Genomic DNA, 22116 nt, shown 5'->3' with positions numbered 1-22116 from the left:
ACCCGCTATATTTGCACAACCTTTTGGAAAAGCACGTTTTTCAGGAGTTTTATGGTCCGTTCGTCTAGGGGTTAGGACGTATCCCTTTCACGGATAAAACACGGGTTCGATTCCCGTACGGACTACATCACATTCTGATTTTCAGCAACTTAAATCAGATTATTGAAATTTTTCTTTTCCCCTTCTGGTCCGTTCGTCTAGGGGTTAGGACGTATCCCTTTCACGGATAAAACACGGGTTCGATTCCCGTACGGACTACAAGACCTAAGGCTCGATAGCCGACAGTCTTAATTATTTTTGTTTTATGGTTGTTAGTGGTTAAAGTGAACAAAAATCCCGGTCTTTGATCGGGATTTTTGTTTTTAGCCATATTTATATCAGTGGCGACCTACTGATTTTCCTTTTTCATATTTTGGGTATCCATTTTAGTTATTTCTATGCTCATACCCAAAATCAAACCTATTCTGGCTGGACCTCTTTTGGTTGTATGCCTTGCCTTTTTTTCTTCCTGTAAAAAAGAAGAGCCAGTAGACCTACGAATTAAGACCATCAGTAAAGAAGAAATTGCAGTTCAGGTCGAGGCAGCGAAAAAATCCGTCAGTCCCGAACTTGCAGAGGGGCTGAAAATGGAGGTTTGGGCCGTGGACTCCTTGGTCAAAGACCCCATTTCAATTCAAGTAACGGACCAGGGTGAAGTGCTTTATGTCCGATCTCCTCGTAGAAACAATTCCGAATTTGATATCCGAGGGCATCAGTCTTGGGAGATTCGTTCCATTGCGTTACAGACCATCGAGGATAAGCGTGCTTTTCTGCGTTCTGAATTGTCACCTGAAAGATCCTCCGAAAACACTTGGCTGGATGACCTGAACGGTGACGGATCGCATGATTGGAAAGACATGACGGTGGAGAAAAATGAAGTAATCATGCTCAAGGACTCGGATGGAGATGGCTTTGCCGATTGGTCTCAGATTCAGGTTCAGGACTTTAATGATGAAGTCACCGATGTGGCGGGAGGATTAATGAAAACTGAGGATGCCTTGTACGTGGCAGCTGGACCAGACATGTGGCGACTAAAAGATGCCAATGGGGATGGAATCATGGATGAAAAGACTTCTCTTTCCTACGGCTATGGAATCCATGTAGGCTTTGGTGGGCATGGTATGTCCGGAGTTGAAATGGGCCCGGATGGTAGGATTTATTGGGGGATCGGAGACATTGGATTCAATGGAAAAGGCCCTGATGGTACCGAATGGAAGTATCCTAACCGTGGGGTAATTGCCCGATCCAATCCAGACGGAAGTGATTTTGAGATTTTTGCGATGGGGGTGAGGAATACCCACGAGTTTGTATTCGATAATTATAATAACCTGATCTCTGTGGACAATGACGGAGATCACGCTGGCGAAAAAGAACGCTTGGTTTACCTGACCAATGGCTCTGATTCCGGATGGAGAATCAACTGGCAATTTGGGAAGTACCGTGATCCGGACAACAATACCTACAAAGTTTGGATGGATGAGAAACTTTATCTTCCCCGTTGGGAGGGACAGGCTGCATTTATCACGCCCTGTATTCAAAATTACGTAAGCGGTCCAACGGGGATGGTTTTCAATCCTGGTGCAGGCTTGGGTGAGCGATGGAGAGATCACTTTTTCGTGGTGGAATTTGTGGGAAGCCCAGCTAGCTCGGGACTTCATGCTTTTCAGCTTCAGCCAAAAGGAGCATCTTTTGAACTGACAAAAACTGAAAAAATCGTCGGAAGCTTTTTGCCAACGGGGATAGATTTTGGTCCGGATGGTTCCTTGTACATGGCAGACTGGATCATTGGCTGGGATGATAAAAACTACGGTCGAATCTGGAAGTTGACAGATGAAACAGCAGCAGGATGGGCATTGCAAAAGCAAACTGAATCCGAAATCAAGGCCGATTATAAGAAACTTTCAGAAGATGAACTGAAGTCAAAACTCTACTTTGAGGATCAGCGGATCCGCAGAAAAGCACAATTTGAACTTGCAAAACGTGGAGATGACGGAGCTGAAGTGTTCCAAAGCGTCATTCAGGATAAGAGCAACCAATTGGCTCGTATTCACGCAATCGTTGGCTTGAGCCAACTGGCTCGCATGGAGGATATGAAGTATGCCGATGCAATTGTCCCCCTTTTGAAAGACTCTGATCCTGAAATCAAGGCTCAGGCGGCGAAATGGCTCGGCGACATCAAATACTCCAAAGCCGGAAATGATCTGATTGCTGGACTTAGAGATGAAAATTCCCGGGTTAGATTTTTTAGTGCGGAGGCTTTGGGAAGAACCAAAAATCCCGAGGCTATCCAGCCTTTGATCGCACTCTTGGAGGTTAATAATGACGAGGATGCTTATTTGAGACATGCCGGCACCTTGGCTTTATCCAGAATTGGAAAAGTAGAACCGATTGCTGCTTTGTCTACTCATCCATCAAAAGCGGTGAGATTGGGTGCTGTGATTGCTTTGAGAAGAATGGAATCGCCTGAATTGTCAAAATTCCTCAATGATTCGGACGAATTTATAGTGACAGAAACAGCCAGAGCGATCCATGATGATTTCTCAGTTCCGGCGGCACTTCCAGCTTTGGGAGCAATTTTAAATACAACACCTTTCCAAAACGAAGCCTTGATCCGCAGAGTGATCAGTGCAAATCAGCGTGTTGGGAAAGAAGAAAATCTCAATCAATTGATTGCATTCTTAGGAAAGTCAAACACCCCAGAAGAAATCCGGCAGGAAGTAATTGCATCAATTGGTACTTGGGCAAAGCCTTCCGTTTTGGATCGGGTGGATGGTCGATATAGAGGGGAAGTGGCCAGAGATCCTGCCTTGATCCGAGATCAGGTTAAGCCGGTTTTAGTGGCTCAGGTCAATGCTCGGGAAGAGTCGATACGAGTGGAATCTGCCAAGGCTTTCGGTAAGCTGGGAATGACGGATGCTTCTGACTTATTGATGACTAAGTTGAAATCTGATCCCTCGGATTTGGTAAAAGTTCAGGCCTTGAATTCAATGGTAGCGATGAATGCTCCGAATCTGGGTGACGCAATCTCCCAAGCAATGAATGATAACTCCCAATCAGTGAGGGTAGCAGGTTTAGGCCTTCTGGCTCAGACCTCATTGCCTAATGACCAGAAAGTTGCGCTGCTTACGGATATTATCGCCAAACGTACAGTACCGGAAAAACAAACCGCACTTTTGACCTTGGGCGAATTGGAAGGGAGTGAAAATTTACCGGTTTGGAAGAGCATCCTGGCGGATTTTGAAGCCGGGAAACTACCTGACCAAACCTGGATAGAACTTGAAGAAGCAATCGCTGCCACAGAGTCTAAAGAGCTCTCCGCTCAGTTTACAGCACTTTTGGATGCAAAAGCTGGTGGTGAATCGTGGAAGAAATATGCTGGAGCACTAGCTGAAGGAAATGTCCGGCAAGGCAGGAGAATTTTCTTTGAAAATCAGACTGCTCAATGTATTCGCTGCCATGCCTACGACGATATGGGCGGAAATGCAGGTCCTGCCTTGGATAAAATCGGGAATACCCTGTCCAGAGAGGAACTCTTGATTGCATTGGTAGAGCCCAGCAAGCGACTTGCTCCTGGATTTGGCTTTTTGACTGTGGAACTCAATTCTGGTGAAAAGGTAGCCGGTACCATGATGTCGGAAAATTCATCCTCTGTGACAGTAAAAGTGGGAGCGGAGGAGAAGGTGATTTCCAAGAAAGACATCAAATCTTCACAAATGTCGCCATCCAGTATGCCGCCGATGGGTGAGCTGTTGAGCAAGCGGGAAATTCGGGATTTGGTCAGCTATCTAAGCACCTTAAGAAGAACGGAATGAAAAAATTACTGATTGTTTCGCTGGGGATTATTGGAGTCATATTGGTGCTTTCTCCATGGATTTTGATCCTTTTTGGAAGGAACCAATTGCACGATCATGATATTCCCCAGCAGGAACAATTGGTAGATGATCGGGAAAAACACCTGATTCTGGCTATTTTTCCCCATCCCGATGATGAGGTGACTGTGTCAGGAACCTTGATGAAACTCAAGGAAGAAGGCCATGAAATTCAGATGGTTTGCCTGACCCGAGGTGAAAAAGGAAAATCTTCAGGAATCGAAGATGAAGTGGAATTGGCAAAACTCAGAACCGTGGAAATGAAAAACGCTGCCGAGCTGATTGGCGCAGATCATCTTCATCTTTTGGACTATCCTGACAGTGGTTTGGAGAAAGTCGGCCTGGATTCATTAAAAAAAATCGTTGGAGAACTAATTGCGGAAGTTGATCCTGATGTGTTGATTTCTTATGATTCCAAAGTCGGACTTTACGGTCATCCGGATCATCGACTGACTGGAAGGGCTGTTGAAGAAGTCTTTTTGGAAAAAAGAGGGATGGACGGATTTACTCCTCAGGAGATGTTTCAGGTGACCTTGTGTAAAAAGCAGATCAAAATTGCCTTGAAGCTTTCCTCGAGTTTTCAGAAAAACTATCCTGAAGACCCCAAGCAAGGGCTGCCCCGCCCAGATTTTTCAATTAATACACGGAAGTTTTTTCCTCGAACTTTGCAAGTAATGCAAGCTCATCAGACGCAGCAGGAAGTTTTAAAAGATTTGATGCCTTTTCACGATAAGGTACCCACCTGGATTTACTCCAGGATATTTGACAGGGAATACTTTAGGGAGGTAAAATAAGAACGAGTTTAGTGATAAATGATGAATATTTGTAACCTAAAATGATCCAAACACTCGTCAATTTTTATCTAAATCCAAGCTTCCTTCTTACCCGATCCAAAAGTTCATAAGCAACAGACTTTGCCTTTTCCTCACCGGCGTAGAGGCGCTTTTCGATTTCATCAGGATGGGTCATGAAGTAGTTGAAAGCTTCTCTTTCTTTACTGTACTTGCTCATGATGAGCTCCATAAACTCTTTCTTGGCGTGGCCATATCCGTAATTTCCTCCCAGATAATTGGCCCGCATTTGCTTGGTCTGTTCTTGACTAGCCAGTAGGCTGTATAATTTGAAAACATGACAGGTATCCGGATCTTTTGGTTCTTCCAATGGGGTACTGTCAGTTATGATACTATTCACATTCTTTTTCAATTCCTTTTCAGGAAGGAAAATATCGATGTAGTTATTGTAAGATTTACTCATCTTTTGGCCATCGGTACCAGGAATGATCATCACTTCCTCGCTTATTCTGGCTTCAGGTACCACCAATATTTCCTCATCCACAATCCTGTTGAAAGTTGTGGCGATATCGCGGGTCATTTCGAGATGTTGGAGTTGATCCTTCCCCACAGGAACAAGATTAGCAGAGTATAGCAGGATGTCTGCAGCCATCAGGACGGGGTAGGTGAAAAGCCCGGCATTGACATCGGCCAAACGAGCAGATTTGTCCTTGAAGCTATGCGCATTAGCCAACATTGGAAAAGGAGTAAAGCAGTTGAGATACCAGGTGAGTTCGGTTACCTCAGGAATATGTGATTGCCTGTAAAAAGTGGTTCGCTGGATATCCAAACCGAAGGCAAGCCACGCTGCTGCCACTGCCAGGGTATTTTGCTTTCTAAGTTCCCCGTCCTTGCTTGATGTCAGCGAATGGAAGTCAGCGATAAAAATAAAAGACTCCTCCTGGTTTTGGTTGATCAATTCAATTGCGGGTACGATTGCTCCCAGGATGTTGCCTAAATGTGGACGACCGGAACTTTGGATGCCGGTAAGTACTCTTGCCATTTGCTTAATTTTGGCGCAAATTAAGTAAATCAAGCTATAATCGGGGTGAAAATATGTGTTAATTGCAACTATGAATCGTTTTGTTTCACTTCTTTTCCTGGTTTTCTTATCCGCTTTTTTTCAATCCGGAATTCTGGCTCAGGTCCCTACTGTACCCAAGTTGATCTGGAAAGTCAATCGATTGGATATAGGGACTGTATTGGAGGAACAGGGTCTTCAGACAGCCGAATTTGAATTTACCCATACTCAAGATTCCCTATTTTTTATTCAGGACGTTTGGCTGGAATGTGGATGCACTACCGTTGAATACACCAAGGACACCTTAAGTGTCGGTGAGTCTGGAAAAATCAAAGTTTCATTTGACCCTACTTCTGCAGCGGGTTTTTTTTCCAAACTGATTGTGGTCAAAGGAAATCTTTCTGGAGTTCAGGACTCCCTTTATTTGGAAGGGATTTCAATTCCTTATCCCTCTGATGTTAGGCGGGCTTATCCTGAAATAAAAGGTCCATTGGGGTTTAGGCTGAAAAAGATCAATATGGGTGACGTGTTTGACAACGAACCCAAAATTAAGTATGTGGAGTTTTTCAATCTGGGAGATGACTTGTTGGACAAAGGCGCATTTCGGGCTGAAACACCACCTTATATTCAAATTTCTCAAGTTCAACAATTTGTCAGACCACAGGAAAGGGGACTGTTGATGATCCGCTATGACAGTAAACTGAAAAACGACCTAGGGTTTTTTGAGGATAATATTCCTGTAAAATGGGAGGGCGTAGCTGGATCCACAGTTGAATTGGAAATCATCGCTGATTTATTCGAGTACTTTGCCCCAATTTCTAAAGCTGAGCTGAATGAAGTTCCCCAACTTTTCATTGCCCAAAAGCAAATAGATTTAAGGGAAATCAGTTCCAAAACCGTTGTAAGGAGATCAGTCACGGTTACCAATCAAGGAAGATCTTTGTTGGAAATCAGAAAAATTCAGGGCAATTGTGAATGCCTGCAGATCGAAGCTCCAAAGACTAGTTTGGCTCCCGGTGAAAGCATGGAGTTGACCTTGATTCTTGATCCGATTGGTAGAAAAGGTATCGATCAGCGAAATATTTACATTTTCAGTAATGATCCCGTAAATCCAGTCCAACTGATAGTAATGAAAAGTAGGATTGAGTAAATTTCCGTTGAATGACAAATCAAATGAAAAGAGCTCTTTTGATATCCTTTTTGATTGGATTGAATCTTCTTTTTGGTTCTTTTCAAGCTCCTAATTCCAGTGTGTTTAGAGTATATCCCTACCTACAGGTCTATGGTCAGGGCAGAATTCAGATCACTTGGATTTCCTCCCAAATTCTAAATTCCAAAATTGAACTTTACAACGAACAGGGAACAAAAATTTGGACGTCAGCTATTGAAGGCGATTTAATTCCCGAGATTTATTATACCACTAAAGAGCTCAATGAGGAAATTCCCGGGCTGACCAAAGGTTCTTGGCTGAAGGGTTCCGAAGCTTACAAATATGTGGCCGTTCTTCCCGAATTGCCAAACGGTGATATTTATTCATATCAGATTTTTCTAGGCTCAGAGATATTTTCATCAAGCTTTAGGCCCGTTCCCGACGACAAAAATTGGACATCCATTCGATTTATTGCCCTTTCTGATTCCGAAATGGAGCCCGTAGGAAGAGTGAGTAACAGAGCTTGGTACCCAGGAAATCCCTTGTCCAGACCCTTTTCAATTCCTGACCTTTGGAGACAAAAATTTGGAACAACAACTGAACAGGGATTCGAGCTTCCCAATTATTTTCTCACTGAGTCTAAAGGCTTTGAAGAAAACCTTAAAATTATAAACAACAGGGCACCTGAATTCATATTGATGCCGGGTGATTTGGTTCAGGGTGGGGGATACCAACCCGCTTGGGATGAATTTTTTAGGCATATGGCAGGAGAGGTTGGAAAAGGATTGAGTATTTATCCGATTATTCCTGCCCTCGGAAATTGGGAGAGTTTTGGCGCTACCAATGGAGGATATGGAATTAATGATAAGGGAGATTATTTGCCACGATTGGGCAGGGAAAGATTTCATGAATACTTTGAAACTCCCACTACCGATCCACTTCAAAAGCATCGTCAGAGTTACTACAGGGTAGACTACGGACCGATTACCATTCTTACTTTGGATTCAAACAATGGAAATCCTGATCAAAAAACATCAGATTTTGATGGAATTGAAAAACTAAAAGGGACTGAATTTACAGTTCCCGGAACCGATACTCAGGAGAATTTTACCAAAGCAGAATATGAAAGTAATGGAGGAACTGACCTCAGTGGCTTTGGACCAGGAACAGATCAATACAAGTGGCTAGAAGAAAATTTAAAAACCGCCAAGGAAGCGGGTCAATTAATTTTTGTCCAATACCACCATATCGCTTACAGTTCAGGTGAGCACGGAGTACCTATGAACCATGAATTATCTATAGGTCAGGTAGGTACACCGTTACGAATTTTAAATCCTCTATTAGAAGAATATGGGGTGATTGCTGTTTTTTCCGGTCATGATGAACTCTTTGAGCGAAGTTTTGTGGATGAAAATGGAGACGGTAAAGGGGTGATGTATTACGATGTGGGTGTGGCAGCTGATGGGATGCGCGGTGAAAAGAGAAAATGGAATACCAATCCGCTTGAAACGCTCAATTATAATCCTTTTAGGAAATGGACTGCTGATCAAAATTCCGTCGAAAATTGGAACACTGGAGGACCAGTTCCGCTCTTGGAAGACGGAGGAAAACACTATGGCCACTTAGAAGTGAATCTTCAAAAAGTAAAAGAGAATGGCCAAGATTTCGCGAAAATCAAATTTTCACCGGTTTACACTTTTCCAGTTTTGAATTCAAATTATGATCTGGTCAGGGTGGAACGTAGGGTGTACGCGGATGAAATTGAGCTAAAGGTTTTATTACAAACCGAGACTGTCGTTCCGGTTTTTAAGGATACAGTAAAAATTTCGCTTGATTACTCTGGATTGGGTGAGTTGAAACCTTCCCAGTTCCTGGTAAACTCAGGTGATCAAGGATTATATACGTTCACTTATTCCAGAGATCCGAAATTTACCTGCACAGATTTGGGTTGGAAGGATGTCACGGTTACAGCTAAAGACGCATCCAATCAGTCTTGGTCATCCTTGATTAAAGTAAATGTGGTGGATGAGCTTCCACCTTATTTTGATGCCGCAAATGCGACCTATTTGTTTGATCCTGTAGTAGGTAAAGTACAGTTATCATTTGCGGATTTTTTTATCTCAGACATTCAGGATAATTGCACAGTTCCCTTGACTATTTCGCAAAGTAGAATGGAAATTACCTGCGCGGATATTTATCAAAATCCGGATGCTCCAAAATGGCAATTTCCCGTTGTCCTTACTGCCACTGACCAGTCGGGAAATACCTTTTCCAAAACTGTTACAGCTATTATTGGAAATGTCATAGAGTCCAAAAAGGTGTCTATCACTTCATTGGATCCTTTGACCGACAATGGCACATCCACCTTGAGGCTTGGAAATGAACTGGAATATCAAGTTTTGGCATGGACCAAAAATGGCCAATTGATTCCTAATCAGACAGGAAGGGAAATTTTGGTTAACTCTTCGGGTGAATATCAAGCCACGCTTCAATTGGCTACTGGTTGCATAGTGGGTTCCAAACGTTTCATCCTTGAAAAGGATTTACCTGAAGAGTATACCAATGACGTTAACTTGGCGCTGAACGAATCAGGAAAAGCAACTTTAACCAATGAAGCTGTTTTTCAACCTGGCGCAGTTCCGAGTAGTTTGGTGGTATTGAGTAAAAATGAATTTGATTGCAATGACGTAGGTACTCAAAAAGTCAAAGTCACTATCAATTACCCCCCTGAAAATTCATCAAGCATTGCTACCACAGAATTTTGGATCAATTTAATTGTAAAAGATAACCTGAATCCGATTCTGGTTACTAAGACTCCTTCTCTTGCTTTCGATAAAGTCAAGGGAGTTTTACCGCTCAAGCCGGAGGATTTTGTCTCATCCGTATCTGATAATTGCGGAATCCAGTCTGTGGTATTGGACAAGAGCCAAATCACTTGTGCCGATTACGAGCTTCCAATCGAAATTATGGTCACCGCTACCGACCTTTCAGGTAACCAAACTTCAAAGTTGGTAATTGTAACAGCCTCGGCTTTTGAGTCCCAAAAGATTTCCATAAGTCCATCTGGAACTCAGCAAGCCTACGCAGGAGAACCTTTGAAGCTTACCTTGGGAAGTGAGTTTGCTTACACTGTGGAAGAGTGGTTGAAAGACGGACAAAAAATCCCTCTTCAAAAGGAAACTTCATTAAACGTGACCGAGTCAGGCACATATTGGGCGAGAATTCTTCCCAATGGCGGATGCATAGTCGAATCCTTAAAAGTGACGGTTTCTTTTATCGATAAACCTTACACAGGTGTCAAAGAAGTAATAGAACTTCAGCTTGATGCCTCTGGAAAGGCAACGCTTAAACCTGAAGATGTTTTCCTTTCCTGGCCTTTGTTGGATCCCAATTTGGATATCAAGCTAAGCCAGTCCGAATTTACCTGTGCTGATATTGGTGAAAAGCAGGTCAGCATTACTATCAAAAATCAGTCAGGCAAAACTTGGGAGGAAAAGACGTTGGTCAAGATTCAGGACAAACGGGCCCCAATCCTCGTTCCTAAAAATTATGCGGCAGAATTTGATGTAACTAAAGGGGTCCTTGAGCTTAAGCCGGAAAACTTTATTACATCACTTACCGATAATTGCCAGATAAAAGAAGTAACGATAAATAAGGTCAATGCCACCTGTGAGGACTTGGGTAAGGAAACTACTGTGGCGATCCGGGCTGTGGATATGGTGGGGAATGTGACAGAAGCAACCGCTGTCCTTACATTGATTAGAATCGAAAACCAAAAAGTAACTATCTCCGGGCCGGCACAACTTTGTCAGGGAGAAAAAGGAGTGTTGACGCTCACCTCACAGGCCTCTTTTGAAGTAATCCGATGGAGAAGAAACGGTACTGAAATCCCGGGACAAACCGGCAAGACATTGGAAGTGTCCGATCCGGGGAAATATCATGCCGTAATCCGATACACCGGTGCATGCTTGTCCGAAACTGCAGAGTTTGAAGTGAAGGTTAACCCTTTGCCAACCGGTGAAATTTCAGTTGACGGAAATATCCTTCGAGCTCCAGAAGGAAGTTTCACTTATCAATGGTTTAGAAACGGGGAGAAACTAAACGGGGCAACTTCCCGTACGCTTACTGTTGATTTGATGGGCGAGTACTTGGTGGAACTTACCAGTGCTTCAGGTTGTGTGGCCAAACTAAAGCCCGTTACTTTGACGATCTCAGGTTTGGGAGGTAAGCAAGTAAGTCCTCCAAAGGATTTGAAAATGTATCCAAATCCTGCTTCTGAGCTTGTTACATTGGAATTGCCTGATGGAGTATTGTCTGGTAATCCGCAGATTATGGTTTATTCCTCAGAAGGTAAGGACGTTGGTAGTTCATTGCAGATTACTGAACTGAACTCTCAGAAAGTTGAAATCCGATTGACAGCTTTGGCCAAAGGGACTTACCTTGTTTGGGTAATTAGCCAAAACCAGCAATCCTACTTCGGTAAATTAGTAATAGTAGATTAACCCACATATGAGATTATTTTCACTTTCTGCAGTTCTGATTTTTGTTTTTACTGCTTCTGTTGCACAAACAATTCCCTATTCCAAAGGGCGAATAGTGATCAGTTCGGACGGAAATGAACACGATGAGGACGACTGGGCAGCGACACCAATGAGCTTGGCTTTGTTGGCTTCCAAAGAGCTTCAGGATCAATTGGTCGTGTATACCTTCAGTGACCATACTTGGGGCTCGAACAAAGAGAAAAAAGGTGCTGATGCACAAATGAGAGAAAGTGCATTCATTGGGGGCAATAAATTTGGCTTCAAAAAGACTAAGTTTATCGAAGCGGTTGCTGCCCCAAATTACGCTATCATTGAACTGACACTTCAGATTAATAAAAGTTCAGCCAAAGATCCCCTGACAATTATAGCTGCAGGACCCATGGATGTGATCGGGAATTCCCTGAATGAAGCCGATTCAACCAAACTGAAATTTGTCCGATTGATTTCCCATTCGACCTGGAATGACGAACACGCCGACAAACCTTACGAATGGGAAACTCATACCGGTTGGACTTGGGCAGAATTAGATTCAGCGTTCAAGCGTCATGGTCTTCAAATGGACCATATCGCAGACCAAAATGGAGGAACGGATTACGAAGGCTTAAAGACCAACATCAGTAAGTTTGACTGGCTGAAAAATTCCCCCCAAAAAGATCAAAAACCTTTCGAGAAAGGTTCCTGGGATTGGTTGTATAGTCGGTTGGTAGCTGCCCAAAAAGGAGAGGAGTTTGATCCTTCTGATGCCGGAATGATTATTTACCTTTTAACTGGAAAGCAGAAAACAAGTCCGGAAGACCTGCGGGAACTCATGGAAAATCCTGGTAAATTCAAATAAAAAAACCTGTTGTAGTACAACAAGCAGCAGAAACAAAAAACCCTTGGAATGTTCTTCCAAGGGTTTTTTTATGACATTTACTTGAATGCCTGAATCCCGGTTATTTCATTACCTAAGATCAAAAGATGAATGTCGTGCGTGCCTTCATAAGTGATCACCGATTCCAGGTTCATCATATGACGCATGATCGGATATTCTCCTGTAATGCCCATACCACCATGGATTTGACGGGCTTCTCTGGCAATATTCAATGCCATTTCCACATTGTTTCGCTTAGCCATTGAAATATGAACTGTTCGGGCTTTGCCTTGATTCATCATCTTACCAACTTTCCAGGCCAAAAGCTGAGCTTTGGTGATTTCAGTCAGCATTTCAGCTAACTTCTTTTGGGTCAGTTGAAATGCACCAATTGGTTTACCAAACTGGATTCGCTCTGCAGCATATCTTCTGGCAGATTCATAGCAGTCCATTGCCGCGCCGATCGCTCCCCATGCAATTCCAAATCGAGCTGAATCCAAGCACATCATCGGTGCACCCAAACCGGATTTTCCGGGAAGGAGGTTTTCCTTGGGGACTTTTACATTGTCAAAAACCAACTCGCCGGTGCAGGAAGCGCGAAGTGACCATTTGTTATGAGTTTCAGGAGTGGAAAAACCTTCCATCCCGCGCTCCACAATCAATCCGTGAATTCTTCCTTCTTCGTTTTTTGCCCAAACGACCGCGATGTCTGCTTTTGGTGAATTGGAAATCCACATTTTGGCCCCGTTGAGCAGGTAATGGTCGCCCATATCTTTGAAGTTGGTGACCATTCCGCTTGGATTGGAACCGTGGTCAGGTTCGGTCAAACCAAAGCAACCGAGCATCTCACCTGAGGCAAGCTTGGGAAGATATTTTTTCCGCTGTTCCTCTGAACCAAATTTGTAAATAGGGTACATCACCAGTGAGCCCTGAACCGAAGCAGTTGACCGCATTCCTGAATCACCCCGCTCGATTTCCTGCATAATAAGGCCGTAGGAAATGTAGTCCAAACCGCCACAGCCATATTCAACAGGAAGCTGTGGGCCGAAAGCTCCCACTTCTCCAAATTTTCGAACGATCTCATATGGGAAATATGCCTTTTGAGCCCAGTCCTCGATGAAAGGAGAGATTTCTTTCTTCACAAAATCCCGGATGGAAGATCGGATTAGTTTCTGCTCTTCAGTGAGCAAATCATCCAAGTCAAGAAAATCAACACCTTCAAAAAGATCCTGCTTTAGGGATTTCTGAATTTCAACAGCCTCCATGATATATTTGGTTTATTTTTGGGAATCAGTCATTTTTGCCGCGAAGAAAAGCCCACAGCGACACGAAATTAAGGAGAAAGGCGCTGAAAAAACTACCTTTTTGACTAAAAAATCCCCATGCACGAAAACCAATTTGACCCAAAGATTTTAGAGAAAATCCAGCAGCTTCAGGAAAAATTCAAGGCTTCCGGTCAGGATATGCTTTCTTATCTGGAAGGCCTGCTTTATGCAGACTACCTGACCTATTGGGAATACATCAATCTGGATACGCTGTTATCCTTACAGCAGCCCAAAACCAGTTTCAAAGACGAGAAAATTTTCATCATTTACCACCAAATTACGGAGCTTTATTTCAAGCTGATTATCTCCGAAATGGAGCAGATTGCCGATAAAAATCCGCTTTCGGAGGACTTTTTCAAAGCCCGATTGGAGCGGATTTTAATGTATTTTGATCACCTGATCAGTTCCTTTGCCATGATGTGGAAAGGAATGGAAAAGGAGCAGTTTCTCAAGTTCCGAATGTCTCTTTTGCCTTCTTCAGGGTTTCAGAGTGCGCAATTCCGTGAGATCGAACTGATGGCAACGGATGCTTTTCACTTGATAACCTTGAGCAAGCGGACCGAGTTTGATTACCATAGTCCAGCCGATGACCTCTTTGAGCATCTCTATTGGCAACAGGGCGCCATCGAATTGGCTACCGGTCAGAAAACTTTAACCCTGAAAAATTTCGAGGCGAAGTATGGTAAAAAGCTCACTGAACTGATTGAAGATTACCGCCGAAAAAACCTCTGGCAAAAGTTCATGGGTATCGATCATCCTACCGCTGAATTGACCGAATTGATGCGGCAGTTGGACCTGAAAGCCAATGTGTTCTGGCCTTTGGCGCATTACAAATCAGCTGTTCGTTACCTTCAGCGGGATCCGGTGGACATCGCCGCTACTGGAGGTACCAACTGGCAGAAGTACCTTCCTCCGCGTTTTCAGAAGGTGATTTTTTTTCCTGAACTCTGGTCAGAAAAAGAAAAAGAAGAGTGGGGCAAAGGCTGGGTGGTAAAGGAAATCTTTGGAGACGAAATACAAAAGGGATAACTTTTATGCCTCAGGAATCAGCTATTTCTACCTCCAGAAAATACAGGCCGGATGTCCTGATTTTTCTTTTGTTGATTCCGGTGATCAGTGCGTTTAATTATTACTTGACCTATTCCAACATTCAATGGAACGGGTTTTTGGTGCTGACTTTTTCAATTGATACTGTCCAAGGCTATTTGGCTTGGCTGATCGTACGTAGGCTTATTATTTGGTTGGATCATGTTATGCCTTTTGGCCCAAAACCCACGAAGCGGATTTTGATTCAGCTTGTCCTGACCACATTTGCCGGTTTGAGTTTTATTATAGCTACCACAGAGATGGTCAGCTGGATTGCCAAAGGGAAACCTGCCATCCCGGAGTTCTATTCCATGGATGTTTTTATCATCGGAGTTTGGTTTTTGGTGATCAATGGCATTTACATCGGTTTGTTTTATTACCACAGCCTGCAGGAAATTCAGCAAGAAAAATTCAAAACTCAGCCTGACTTAATGGGAATTCCAGTCAAATCAGGAAATCAGGAATTGCTCATCCCAAGATCCGAACTTGCCGTGTTGAAGATTGAAGAGGAGTATGTTCTGCTTTTTGCGGTGAATGGAAAGAAGTACTTTCTGGATGAAAGCCTGGATTATTGGGAGAAAATCCTCCCGGAGTCGGATTTTTTCAGATTAAACCGACAGACTCTCATTCACCGGCAAGTTTTGTTGGGATTCAAAAAGCTTGATCATGGCAAACTGGAAGCGCAGGTTGGTCCAAGCTTCAATTTTGATTTGGAATTGGGAATAAGCCGAGCTAAAGCCCCTGCATTTCGAGCTTGGTTTATGCCAAATCGCTGACAGTTCAGGGATAATTTTGGTACAGTTCGGGGAATCTGTGGGTACTTTATGCTTTTGCTAGGGATGGTTTGAAGTAAAATTGCCTCACAAACCGAAACATATGCAAAAATCAATTTTCTTCTTTTTAATGGTCTGGTTGGCATCCTTTCAAGGAATGGCCCAAGACTCTGGTCCTACAGATTACAGGAATTTTCCTGTCACACTTACGCTCCAGTTTCAATCCTTTTCCCTGCCCTTTAAAAACCTCGGGGCCAATTTCAAAAACATGGGGATTGGAATTGGTACCGAAGTCAGTCACAACGGTGACCACGACTGGATTCAGGAGTTTTCACTCTTTTGGATCCGAAACAAGGCCATGGGCAATGGTCTTTATCTAATGACCCAAACTTCTTGGAGACCTTATTTGGGTAATCCTGTTTTTGGCGAACTCAAGGCAGGAATAGGATATAAGCTTGCCTTCCGACCCAGTGAATCATTTATCCAAAAAAACCGAGAATGGATCGCCGCCGGAAAAAAAGGGAAAGGAATGCTGGCCATCCCGATCGGCATAGGTCTTGGAGTTCATGACTACTCAGAAAGTGTCTATACCAGTCCTTTTGTCAACTATCAGGCGATTTTTCTAAAAGGCTTTAATCAGGACATTCCCTTGGTTCCGGAGACGATTTTTCAGTTTGGTACCCGTACTCACTTTAACGAACTGGTAAAATGAAAATGACTTATAAAATCTGTTTTTCAGCAATTTTGATCTTCTCCTTTTCGGCTATAGAGGGGTTTTCCCAAAAGAAAAATGAGTGTAACTCTACCAATACTCCTGCTGCCAATTCGCATTTTGCAAAGGTCCAGGAGAAAATGGAGGAACTGGTGAAGTTGGGGATTCCCGGAATTGTGGCCGGTGTAAAAACGGAGCAGGAAAGCTGGTATTCAGCCGCTGGATTTTCCCGGATCGAGGATCTGAATCCCATGAATTCCTGCAACTTGCAGTACCTTCAAAGTATCTCAAAAACCTACCTTGCAACAAGTATTCTACAACTGAAGGACCAGGGAATGATTGATCTGGATCAACCTGTTGCCAAGTACTTGCCTGCAGAATTAGCGGCATGGATTGTTGGGTCTGATCGTATGACCGTGCGCATGCTCCTAAATCATACTTCAGGAATTCCCGAATACAACTACCTGCCCGAATACATCACCGTACTACTTCAGGATCCAGATCATGCCTTTACCCCTTTGGATTATATGGAATTGATCAAGGGAAAAGAACCGAATTTCGAACCCGGGAGCAGGTATTCTTACCGGAATTCGGGCTATGTTTTGCTGGCATTGATGATGGATCACCTTACCGGAGATCATGCCGAGTTTATTCGGCAAAATATTTTTAAAAAGCTGGACCTCAAGAATACCTATTACCGGGAAAGTCCTGCCTATTTGGAAAAGCCGACTTTGGTTGATGGATACTGGGATCGGTATAGCAATGGAATAGTGGAAAACTCAAGCTATCTCCAAAAGCAAAACGTCAGAAAAATGATCGGGGATGACGGGATTATTACAACAGCAGCAGATGGAATCCGGTTTTTGGAAGCATTAATGAAAGGGGAGTTGATTAGCTCAACTTCACTAGGCGAAATGAAAACCTGGGTAAACGATTCCAAGTCTTTGCCGCAATACGGTTTGGGTTTAGACCTTACCACACTTGGAGGAAAGGAAGCCATTGGACACAGTGGGGGAGGTTTGGGAGCAGGAAGTCAGTTGTATTATTTTCCGGAGCGCAACACTTACATCTTCCTTGCAATCAATTTAGCTACCGTGACAGGTAGCCCGATCCATTCTCAGGCTGAAAAAGTGTTGAATGAATTGTATTTGGAGATTTTGAAGGATAAACCTTAGATATAAGATTTAAGACGCAAGATTCAAGACAATTAAATGTCTGAATTCTTGCGTCTCTTTTTACACCGGATAATTCTCTTTTACAAAAGCCTCTGAATTAGTGTAGCAGAAGTCATCCACCAGTTTTTCCGCATCCTCACGGGATTGAATGTGAGCGAGATGGGTATTTGCAGGATTCTTTCTTGCCTGATCGATTTCAAACACCAAATTGTTGGCAAAAAGCTCGTATTCCAGTGCGGTCGGATAGGGATCTACCGGATCAATCAACCCCTCAAAATCTGTCCCGATGGTCAGGCATTTCCAGATCAGGGGTTTTTCCGCATCAGAGAGATTGGGATTAGCGTAGGCACTTTTGGCAATTCCTTCGATGTTTTCCCAGATCAGTTGAATGCCGTTTCGTTTGGGAGTGCGGGTTTTGTCTTTTTCCAGATCAGCTTTGGTAATTCCCAAAATCCTCTGATCAAAAGAAATTCCAAACATGCCCCTTGTTCGGACGATCATTTCGATGTCCTCATCGCACATGTTGATGTTCCAGGGATTGAATTTTCCTTGGTGATCATCCTTCTCTTCCTTTTCCTTGGAGATATGTTCGGCAAGAGTCGATAGACCTGAATAGCCGCAGTGGGAGGCAATCACAGGAATTCGGTCTCCTTTTGCCAGGCAAGCCTTTACCAGTTCGTAATACTCCACCCGGGATCTCGCTGCCATGTGCTTGACGTCAATCAGAATGCGATAACCCAGACGAGGATCGCGATCTCCGTTTGAATTGAGTCCTAGCGTCTCCCGGATGATCCGATGTCCATTCCTTCGAAATCCCTCATTCATATGAGGCCTTTGCTTCATCAGGACTTTGCCCATTCCCGGAATGGAATGCGCGTGTCCGCAGAGACGATTGTCAAAGTGATGGGCAAATGTGATGAAGAAGACAGGCACTTCCCATAGCTCTTTGATAAACTTGATTCGGTCGGAGATGTCCTCCACGCTTTTGCAGCGATCCGTTCCGATGGCATGTGCTCCTTCGATGGTGAGGATCATGGTGATCTCCGAATCGTCTGACAGGGACTTTAGCAGCTCGGTTTTGTTTTTGGGAATCCGATAACAGGCATTTTCCGCCACATAGGATTCTGGATGTTCTTTGGCCCGTTTGGCTGCTGCTTTTTCATCTCCTAGTAAGGCCCCCGGCACATGGATTTCATTTTTTTTGATTCGTTTTCCGGAGTCCAGAAGTACAAAGTCTTTTTCCCGGTTGAGGGACTCCCAGTAATCGTAGCCGTCGGACTGGAAAAAGTCAATAACCTTGTCCGGAATCCGCATGTAGGCCGTTTGCAGCAAGTCCCGTTTCAGGCCGGAATCTCCCAAAATCCCCCTAGCCACAAAATGGTACCATTTGTCTTCGGTGATTTTGGGGTCCATGCCCTGTACAAACTGACGTTCAAGTGGGTAAAGGGAATTGAAGGTGAGTCGAAGGTTACCGTTCCAGCATTTCACCAAATCAATCTGACTGTAGCTGGCACCCATTTTTCCTTTTTCCTGATTCTTAGAATTGGAGGCGATGACCGTCCAGGGACTGAATTCACCCTTTCGTTTGAATTTCTTGGCCTTTTCCTGCATGTGAAAATGGGCCCTCATGTGGTTGTGGCAATGCAGATCTGAAAATTTCCGTTTCATGGCTTTTAATTAAAAATTGATGGTTGTCTTTTTTGGCACTTCGGTAACGGAAATTGCTCCGTTTGGGAAATGCTTTATTGTCGAAAAACTGATGTGAACGCCTGATAGTCAGGTTAAAATCCATCAATAAATTGTAGATTATTCCGAATAAAACCAAGGGATGGACTTTCCTTTTCAGGTGAATCCCGCATTAAGAAATTGATAAATTTGATTAAAGGGCAGGGGAAAATCCTCCTTGTTTTACATTTTAGTCTAAAATTCAATTCCAATGAAAAACCTTCTACTCGGCATTTCCTTTCTGATCCTTTCGTTATTGATGGTTTCCTGCAAAAGCAACCAACCCCAGGCAACCTCCGGACAGGAAATCACTACGTTGGCATTTGGATCGTGCAACAGACAGAATTTGCCGCAGCCTCTTTGGAAGCCCATCCTTGCTGACCAACCGGATCTCTGGATTTGGATGGGGGACAATATTTATGGGGATTCTCCAATTATGGACACACTGAAGGCTAAGTATGACCGTCAGAATTCAGTAGCCGATTACCAAACCCTGAAATCCCAGACAAAAGTCATCGGTATTTGGGACGATCATGACTACGGGATCAATGACGGAGGGAAGTTTTTTGCTCAAAAGAAAGCCTCGAGAGACCTGATGTTTGACTTCCTAGGAGTTCCAGGCAACGCACCCGAGCGATCGCACGAAGGGGCTTATTCTTCTCATCTTTATGGAAAAGGCGAGGACTTGGTCAAGGTAATCCTGCTCGATGCCCGGTACTTCCGGGATACGCTGGAGCGAATCAATCGAGTCTATCAGATCAATGAAAATGGGGAAGTCCTAGGGGACGCTCAATGGAACTGGCTGGAAAACGAACTGAAAAACAGTCCGGCAAAAGTCAACCTCATCGTTTCCGGAATCCAAATGCTTCCAACTGAACATGCCTATGAAAAATGGGCCAATTTCCCCAAGGAGCGCGAAAGACTGCTTGATTTGATTGCCAAGTCCGGCGCAAAAACACCCATTCTTCTGAGCGGAGACCGGCACATAGCTGAAGTGATGAAGCTGACTGATTCCCGTTTTCCTGAGGGGATTTACGAAATCACCTCCAGTGGCCTGACTCATACTTGGAACACGCTTTCCGAGGAGAAAAATTCCTACCGGGTCAGCGATCTGATCGCCAAACTCAACTATGGTTTGGCTACTTTCGATTGGAAAAAAGGAGAGGTAACCTTCCAAGTCAAAGGCGAAGGAGGAGCGACTTACGCCACTCAAGTCATTGATTTTAAGTAAAGCAAGTAGCTAGTATCAAGTTTTGCATTCGATGTTCGATATTCATCATTCGGAGTCCGATATTTTTAAATTTCGAATGTCGATCCTCGAATATCGAATGATGAATTAACCTAACCCACCACCCCATCCATGTTCAACAGAAGAGATTTTATCAAAAGCATTGGCCTGACCTCTGCCGCTTGGCTGAGTTTTGGCGATTCAGTCTTAGCGGAGATCCAGCGGGAATTTCCCATACAGACATTACCTACGCTTTTTTACCCGATTCGAATCAAGGGAAAAGTGAGTTCGGCGGGAAAGGGCCTGTCTGGAGTTGCCGTTTCCGATGGTCGGCTCGTGGTGCAAACCAATGCCGCCGGAGAGTTTGACCTGATTTCCGGTTCGGACCGTGACTTTGTGTTTGTTTCTCTTCCTGGGGGTTATGAAATTAAAAAACAGGCCAATGGTTCGGCTTCTTTTTTTCAGGCCATTGACAAGTCCAAAACGGAACAGGCCCTGAGCTTTGATCTTAAAAAAACCACTCAGTCTGACGCCAACCACCATTTCCTGCTGCTTTCCGACACCCAGATTCAGGATGAATTTGAAGCCAATCAACTCCTGACAGTTGCTGCCCCGGATGTTGTCAAAACGATTGCCTCCCTTAATGATCCGAATGCATTTGGTATTGGCTGTGGGGATTTGGTTTATGACAAACTGGAACTGTTCAAAGAATACAATCAGTCCATTCAGATGTATGACATTCCTTTTTTTCAAGTAATCGGAAATCACGACATGGACTTTGGGGTGCGTTCGGATGCCTGGACTGCGGGAACTTTCAAAGGGCATTTTGGACCGACCTATTACTCATGGAATCGCGGAGAAATCCACTACATCGTGCTGGATGACGTATTTTACCTGGGTGCGGGTTCCCGCTACATCGGACATCTTCCGGAGGATCAGCTGGCTTGGTTGGAACAGGATCTTAAAACTGTTGAAAAAGGAAAGACAGTCGTTATTTCCCTCCATATTCCTACGGTGACCGGCAATCTCCAGCGCTATCCGAAAACCGATCCACTTGGCGGTACAGTAAGTAATCGCGAGCATCTCTACCGAATGCTGGAAGGATACCAAGCCCACATCCTTTCCGGTCATACCCACTTCAATGACAACATGATCAATGGCCATGTTTACGAACATTGTCATGGCACAGTCTGTGGGGCATGGTGGTCTGGTCCCATCTGCCACGACGGTACGCCAAACGGGTATGCAGTCTATGAGGCCAAAGGATCCGAGCTCCGCTGGAAATACAAAGGAACAGGAATGGACATCGAAGACCAGTTTAGAATCTATCCTGTGGGCTACCATGCCGACTTTCCGGATCAGATGTCAATCAACTGCTGGAATTACGATCCCGCTTGGGAGATTAATTGGTTTGAAAACGGGGTGAAAAAAGGCGCAGCCGAAAAGAAACTTGCCGTCGATCCCTGGAGTACAGAGCTGCATTCAGGGCCTAACCTTCCTGCCCGTCGTTCGTGGGTTGAGCCGCAACTAAATGACCACATGTTTTTCTTCAAACCCGAATCCAAAGAGAATCTGGTGGTGGAAGTAAAGGACCGGTTTGGGAACGTGTATTCGAAGAAGGTGTAAGAAAGCTGGAAAGACTTTGACCTTCTGAGGTTACAGAACTGTCTTCAAAGGAAAACCTACCTACCAAAAAAGGAATAGCTGTTTCAAAAAAAGGTCAAAAAAGTACCTTTTTTGGCTAAACGACTGCCATCTAAAGATACTGCTGTAGGCAAAAAAGGTAGAG

At 44.0% G+C, this 22116-nt stretch carries 14 protein-coding genes and 2 tRNA genes; 13 read left to right on the top strand and 3 right to left on the bottom strand.

The window, feature by feature from the left end:
• The first annotated feature begins 53 nt into the window (after nt 1–53).
• From D0X99_RS10420 to D0X99_RS10405, 4 genes are all read left to right on the top strand, one after another.
• Nucleotides 54–125: transfer RNA gene (locus D0X99_RS10420), tRNA-Glu, on the top strand.
• 61 nt (nt 126–186) lie between these two features.
• Nucleotides 187–258, top strand: a tRNA-Glu gene (locus D0X99_RS10415).
• A gap of 179 nt (nt 259–437) precedes the next feature.
• Nucleotides 438–3851: a HEAT repeat domain-containing protein gene (locus tag D0X99_RS10410; protein WP_119477764.1), complete on the top strand. Its 3414-nt coding sequence runs from the start codon at nt 438–440 to the stop codon at nt 3849–3851.
• On the top strand, nt 3848–4702 hold the full coding sequence (locus D0X99_RS10405; protein WP_119477763.1) for a PIG-L deacetylase family protein: 855 nt from the start codon (nt 3848–3850) through the stop codon (nt 4700–4702). Before D0X99_RS10410 ends, D0X99_RS10405 begins: the two co-directional genes overlap by 4 nt.
• Before the next feature lie 64 nt (nt 4703–4766).
• Here the strand turns inward: D0X99_RS10405 and trpS are convergent, their stop codons facing one another.
• The gene (gene trpS / locus D0X99_RS10400) at nt 4767–5741 is read right to left on the bottom strand and encodes a tryptophan--tRNA ligase (protein WP_119477762.1); all 975 of its coding nucleotides are present in this window, start codon (nt 5739–5741) and stop codon (nt 4767–4769) included.
• Between the two features lie 70 nt (nt 5742–5811).
• On the opposite strand from trpS, the gene D0X99_RS10395 reads away from it, so the two are divergent.
• The 3 genes from D0X99_RS10395 to D0X99_RS10385 are packed head-to-tail and all read left to right on the top strand — an operon-like array spanning nt 5812 to nt 12285.
• On the top strand, nt 5812–6909 hold the full coding sequence (locus tag D0X99_RS10395; protein WP_119477761.1) for a DUF1573 domain-containing protein: 1098 nt from the start codon (nt 5812–5814) through the stop codon (nt 6907–6909).
• Nucleotides 6910–6932: 23 nt separating this feature from the next.
• Nucleotides 6933–11411: a T9SS type A sorting domain-containing protein gene (locus tag D0X99_RS10390; protein ID WP_147392219.1), complete on the top strand. Its 4479-nt coding sequence runs from the start codon at nt 6933–6935 to the stop codon at nt 11409–11411.
• A 7-nt stretch (nt 11412–11418) separates the two neighbouring features.
• Nucleotides 11419–12285 carry a hypothetical protein gene (locus D0X99_RS10385; RefSeq protein WP_119477759.1) on the top strand — a complete coding sequence of 289 codons (867 nt, stop codon included), beginning with the start codon at nt 11419–11421 and terminating at the stop codon, nt 12283–12285.
• Nucleotides 12286–12362: 77 nt separating this feature from the next.
• Here D0X99_RS10385 and D0X99_RS10380 read toward each other — a convergent pair whose 3' ends face one another.
• Nucleotides 12363–13568, bottom strand: coding sequence for an acyl-CoA dehydrogenase family protein (locus D0X99_RS10380; RefSeq protein WP_119477758.1), 1206 nt, complete (start codon nt 13566–13568; stop codon nt 12363–12365).
• Nucleotides 13569–13685: 117 nt separating this feature from the next.
• Between D0X99_RS10380 and D0X99_RS10375 the strand changes: the two genes are divergently transcribed.
• The 4 genes from D0X99_RS10375 (at nt 13686) to D0X99_RS10360 (ending at nt 17374) form a co-directional block, all read left to right on the top strand.
• On the top strand, nt 13686–14657 hold the full coding sequence (locus D0X99_RS10375; RefSeq protein ID WP_119477757.1) for a tryptophan 2,3-dioxygenase family protein: 972 nt from the start codon (nt 13686–13688) through the stop codon (nt 14655–14657).
• 5 nt (nt 14658–14662) lie between these two features.
• Nucleotides 14663–15490, top strand: a complete 828-nt coding sequence (locus D0X99_RS10370; protein ID WP_119477756.1) for a LytTR family DNA-binding domain-containing protein — start codon at nt 14663–14665, stop codon at nt 15488–15490.
• Between the two features lie 100 nt (nt 15491–15590).
• The gene (locus D0X99_RS10365) at nt 15591–16199 is read left to right on the top strand and encodes a hypothetical protein (RefSeq protein ID WP_147392218.1); all 609 of its coding nucleotides are present in this window, start codon (nt 15591–15593) and stop codon (nt 16197–16199) included.
• Nucleotides 16196–17374: a serine hydrolase domain-containing protein gene (locus D0X99_RS10360; protein ID WP_119477754.1), complete on the top strand. Its 1179-nt coding sequence runs from the start codon at nt 16196–16198 to the stop codon at nt 17372–17374. Before D0X99_RS10365 ends, D0X99_RS10360 begins: the two co-directional genes overlap by 4 nt.
• A gap of 60 nt (nt 17375–17434) precedes the next feature.
• Here D0X99_RS10360 and D0X99_RS10355 read toward each other — a convergent pair whose 3' ends face one another.
• Nucleotides 17435–19042, bottom strand: coding sequence for an amidohydrolase family protein (locus D0X99_RS10355; protein ID WP_147392217.1), 1608 nt, complete (start codon nt 19040–19042; stop codon nt 17435–17437).
• Nucleotides 19043–19310: 268 nt separating this feature from the next.
• On the opposite strand from D0X99_RS10355, the gene D0X99_RS10345 reads away from it, so the two are divergent.
• Together D0X99_RS10345 and D0X99_RS10340 are read left to right on the top strand one after the other, a co-directional pair.
• Nucleotides 19311–20330: an alkaline phosphatase D family protein gene (locus D0X99_RS10345; protein WP_119477751.1), complete on the top strand. Its 1020-nt coding sequence runs from the start codon at nt 19311–19313 to the stop codon at nt 20328–20330.
• A gap of 129 nt (nt 20331–20459) precedes the next feature.
• Entirely contained in the window at nt 20460–21953 is a 1494-nt protein-coding gene (locus D0X99_RS10340) for a calcineurin-like phosphoesterase C-terminal domain-containing protein (RefSeq protein WP_119477750.1), read from the top strand.
• The last annotated feature ends 163 nt before the right edge of the window (nt 21954–22116 follow it).

Origin of the sequence: Algoriphagus lacus, from assembly GCF_003583985.1 — a bacterium.
In the GTDB taxonomy this organism is placed as follows: Bacteria; Bacteroidota; Bacteroidia; order Cytophagales; family Cyclobacteriaceae; genus Algoriphagus; species Algoriphagus lacus.
The sequence above is the reverse complement of the archived record's forward strand: the minus strand, read 5'-3'. Positions and strand labels throughout refer to the sequence as shown.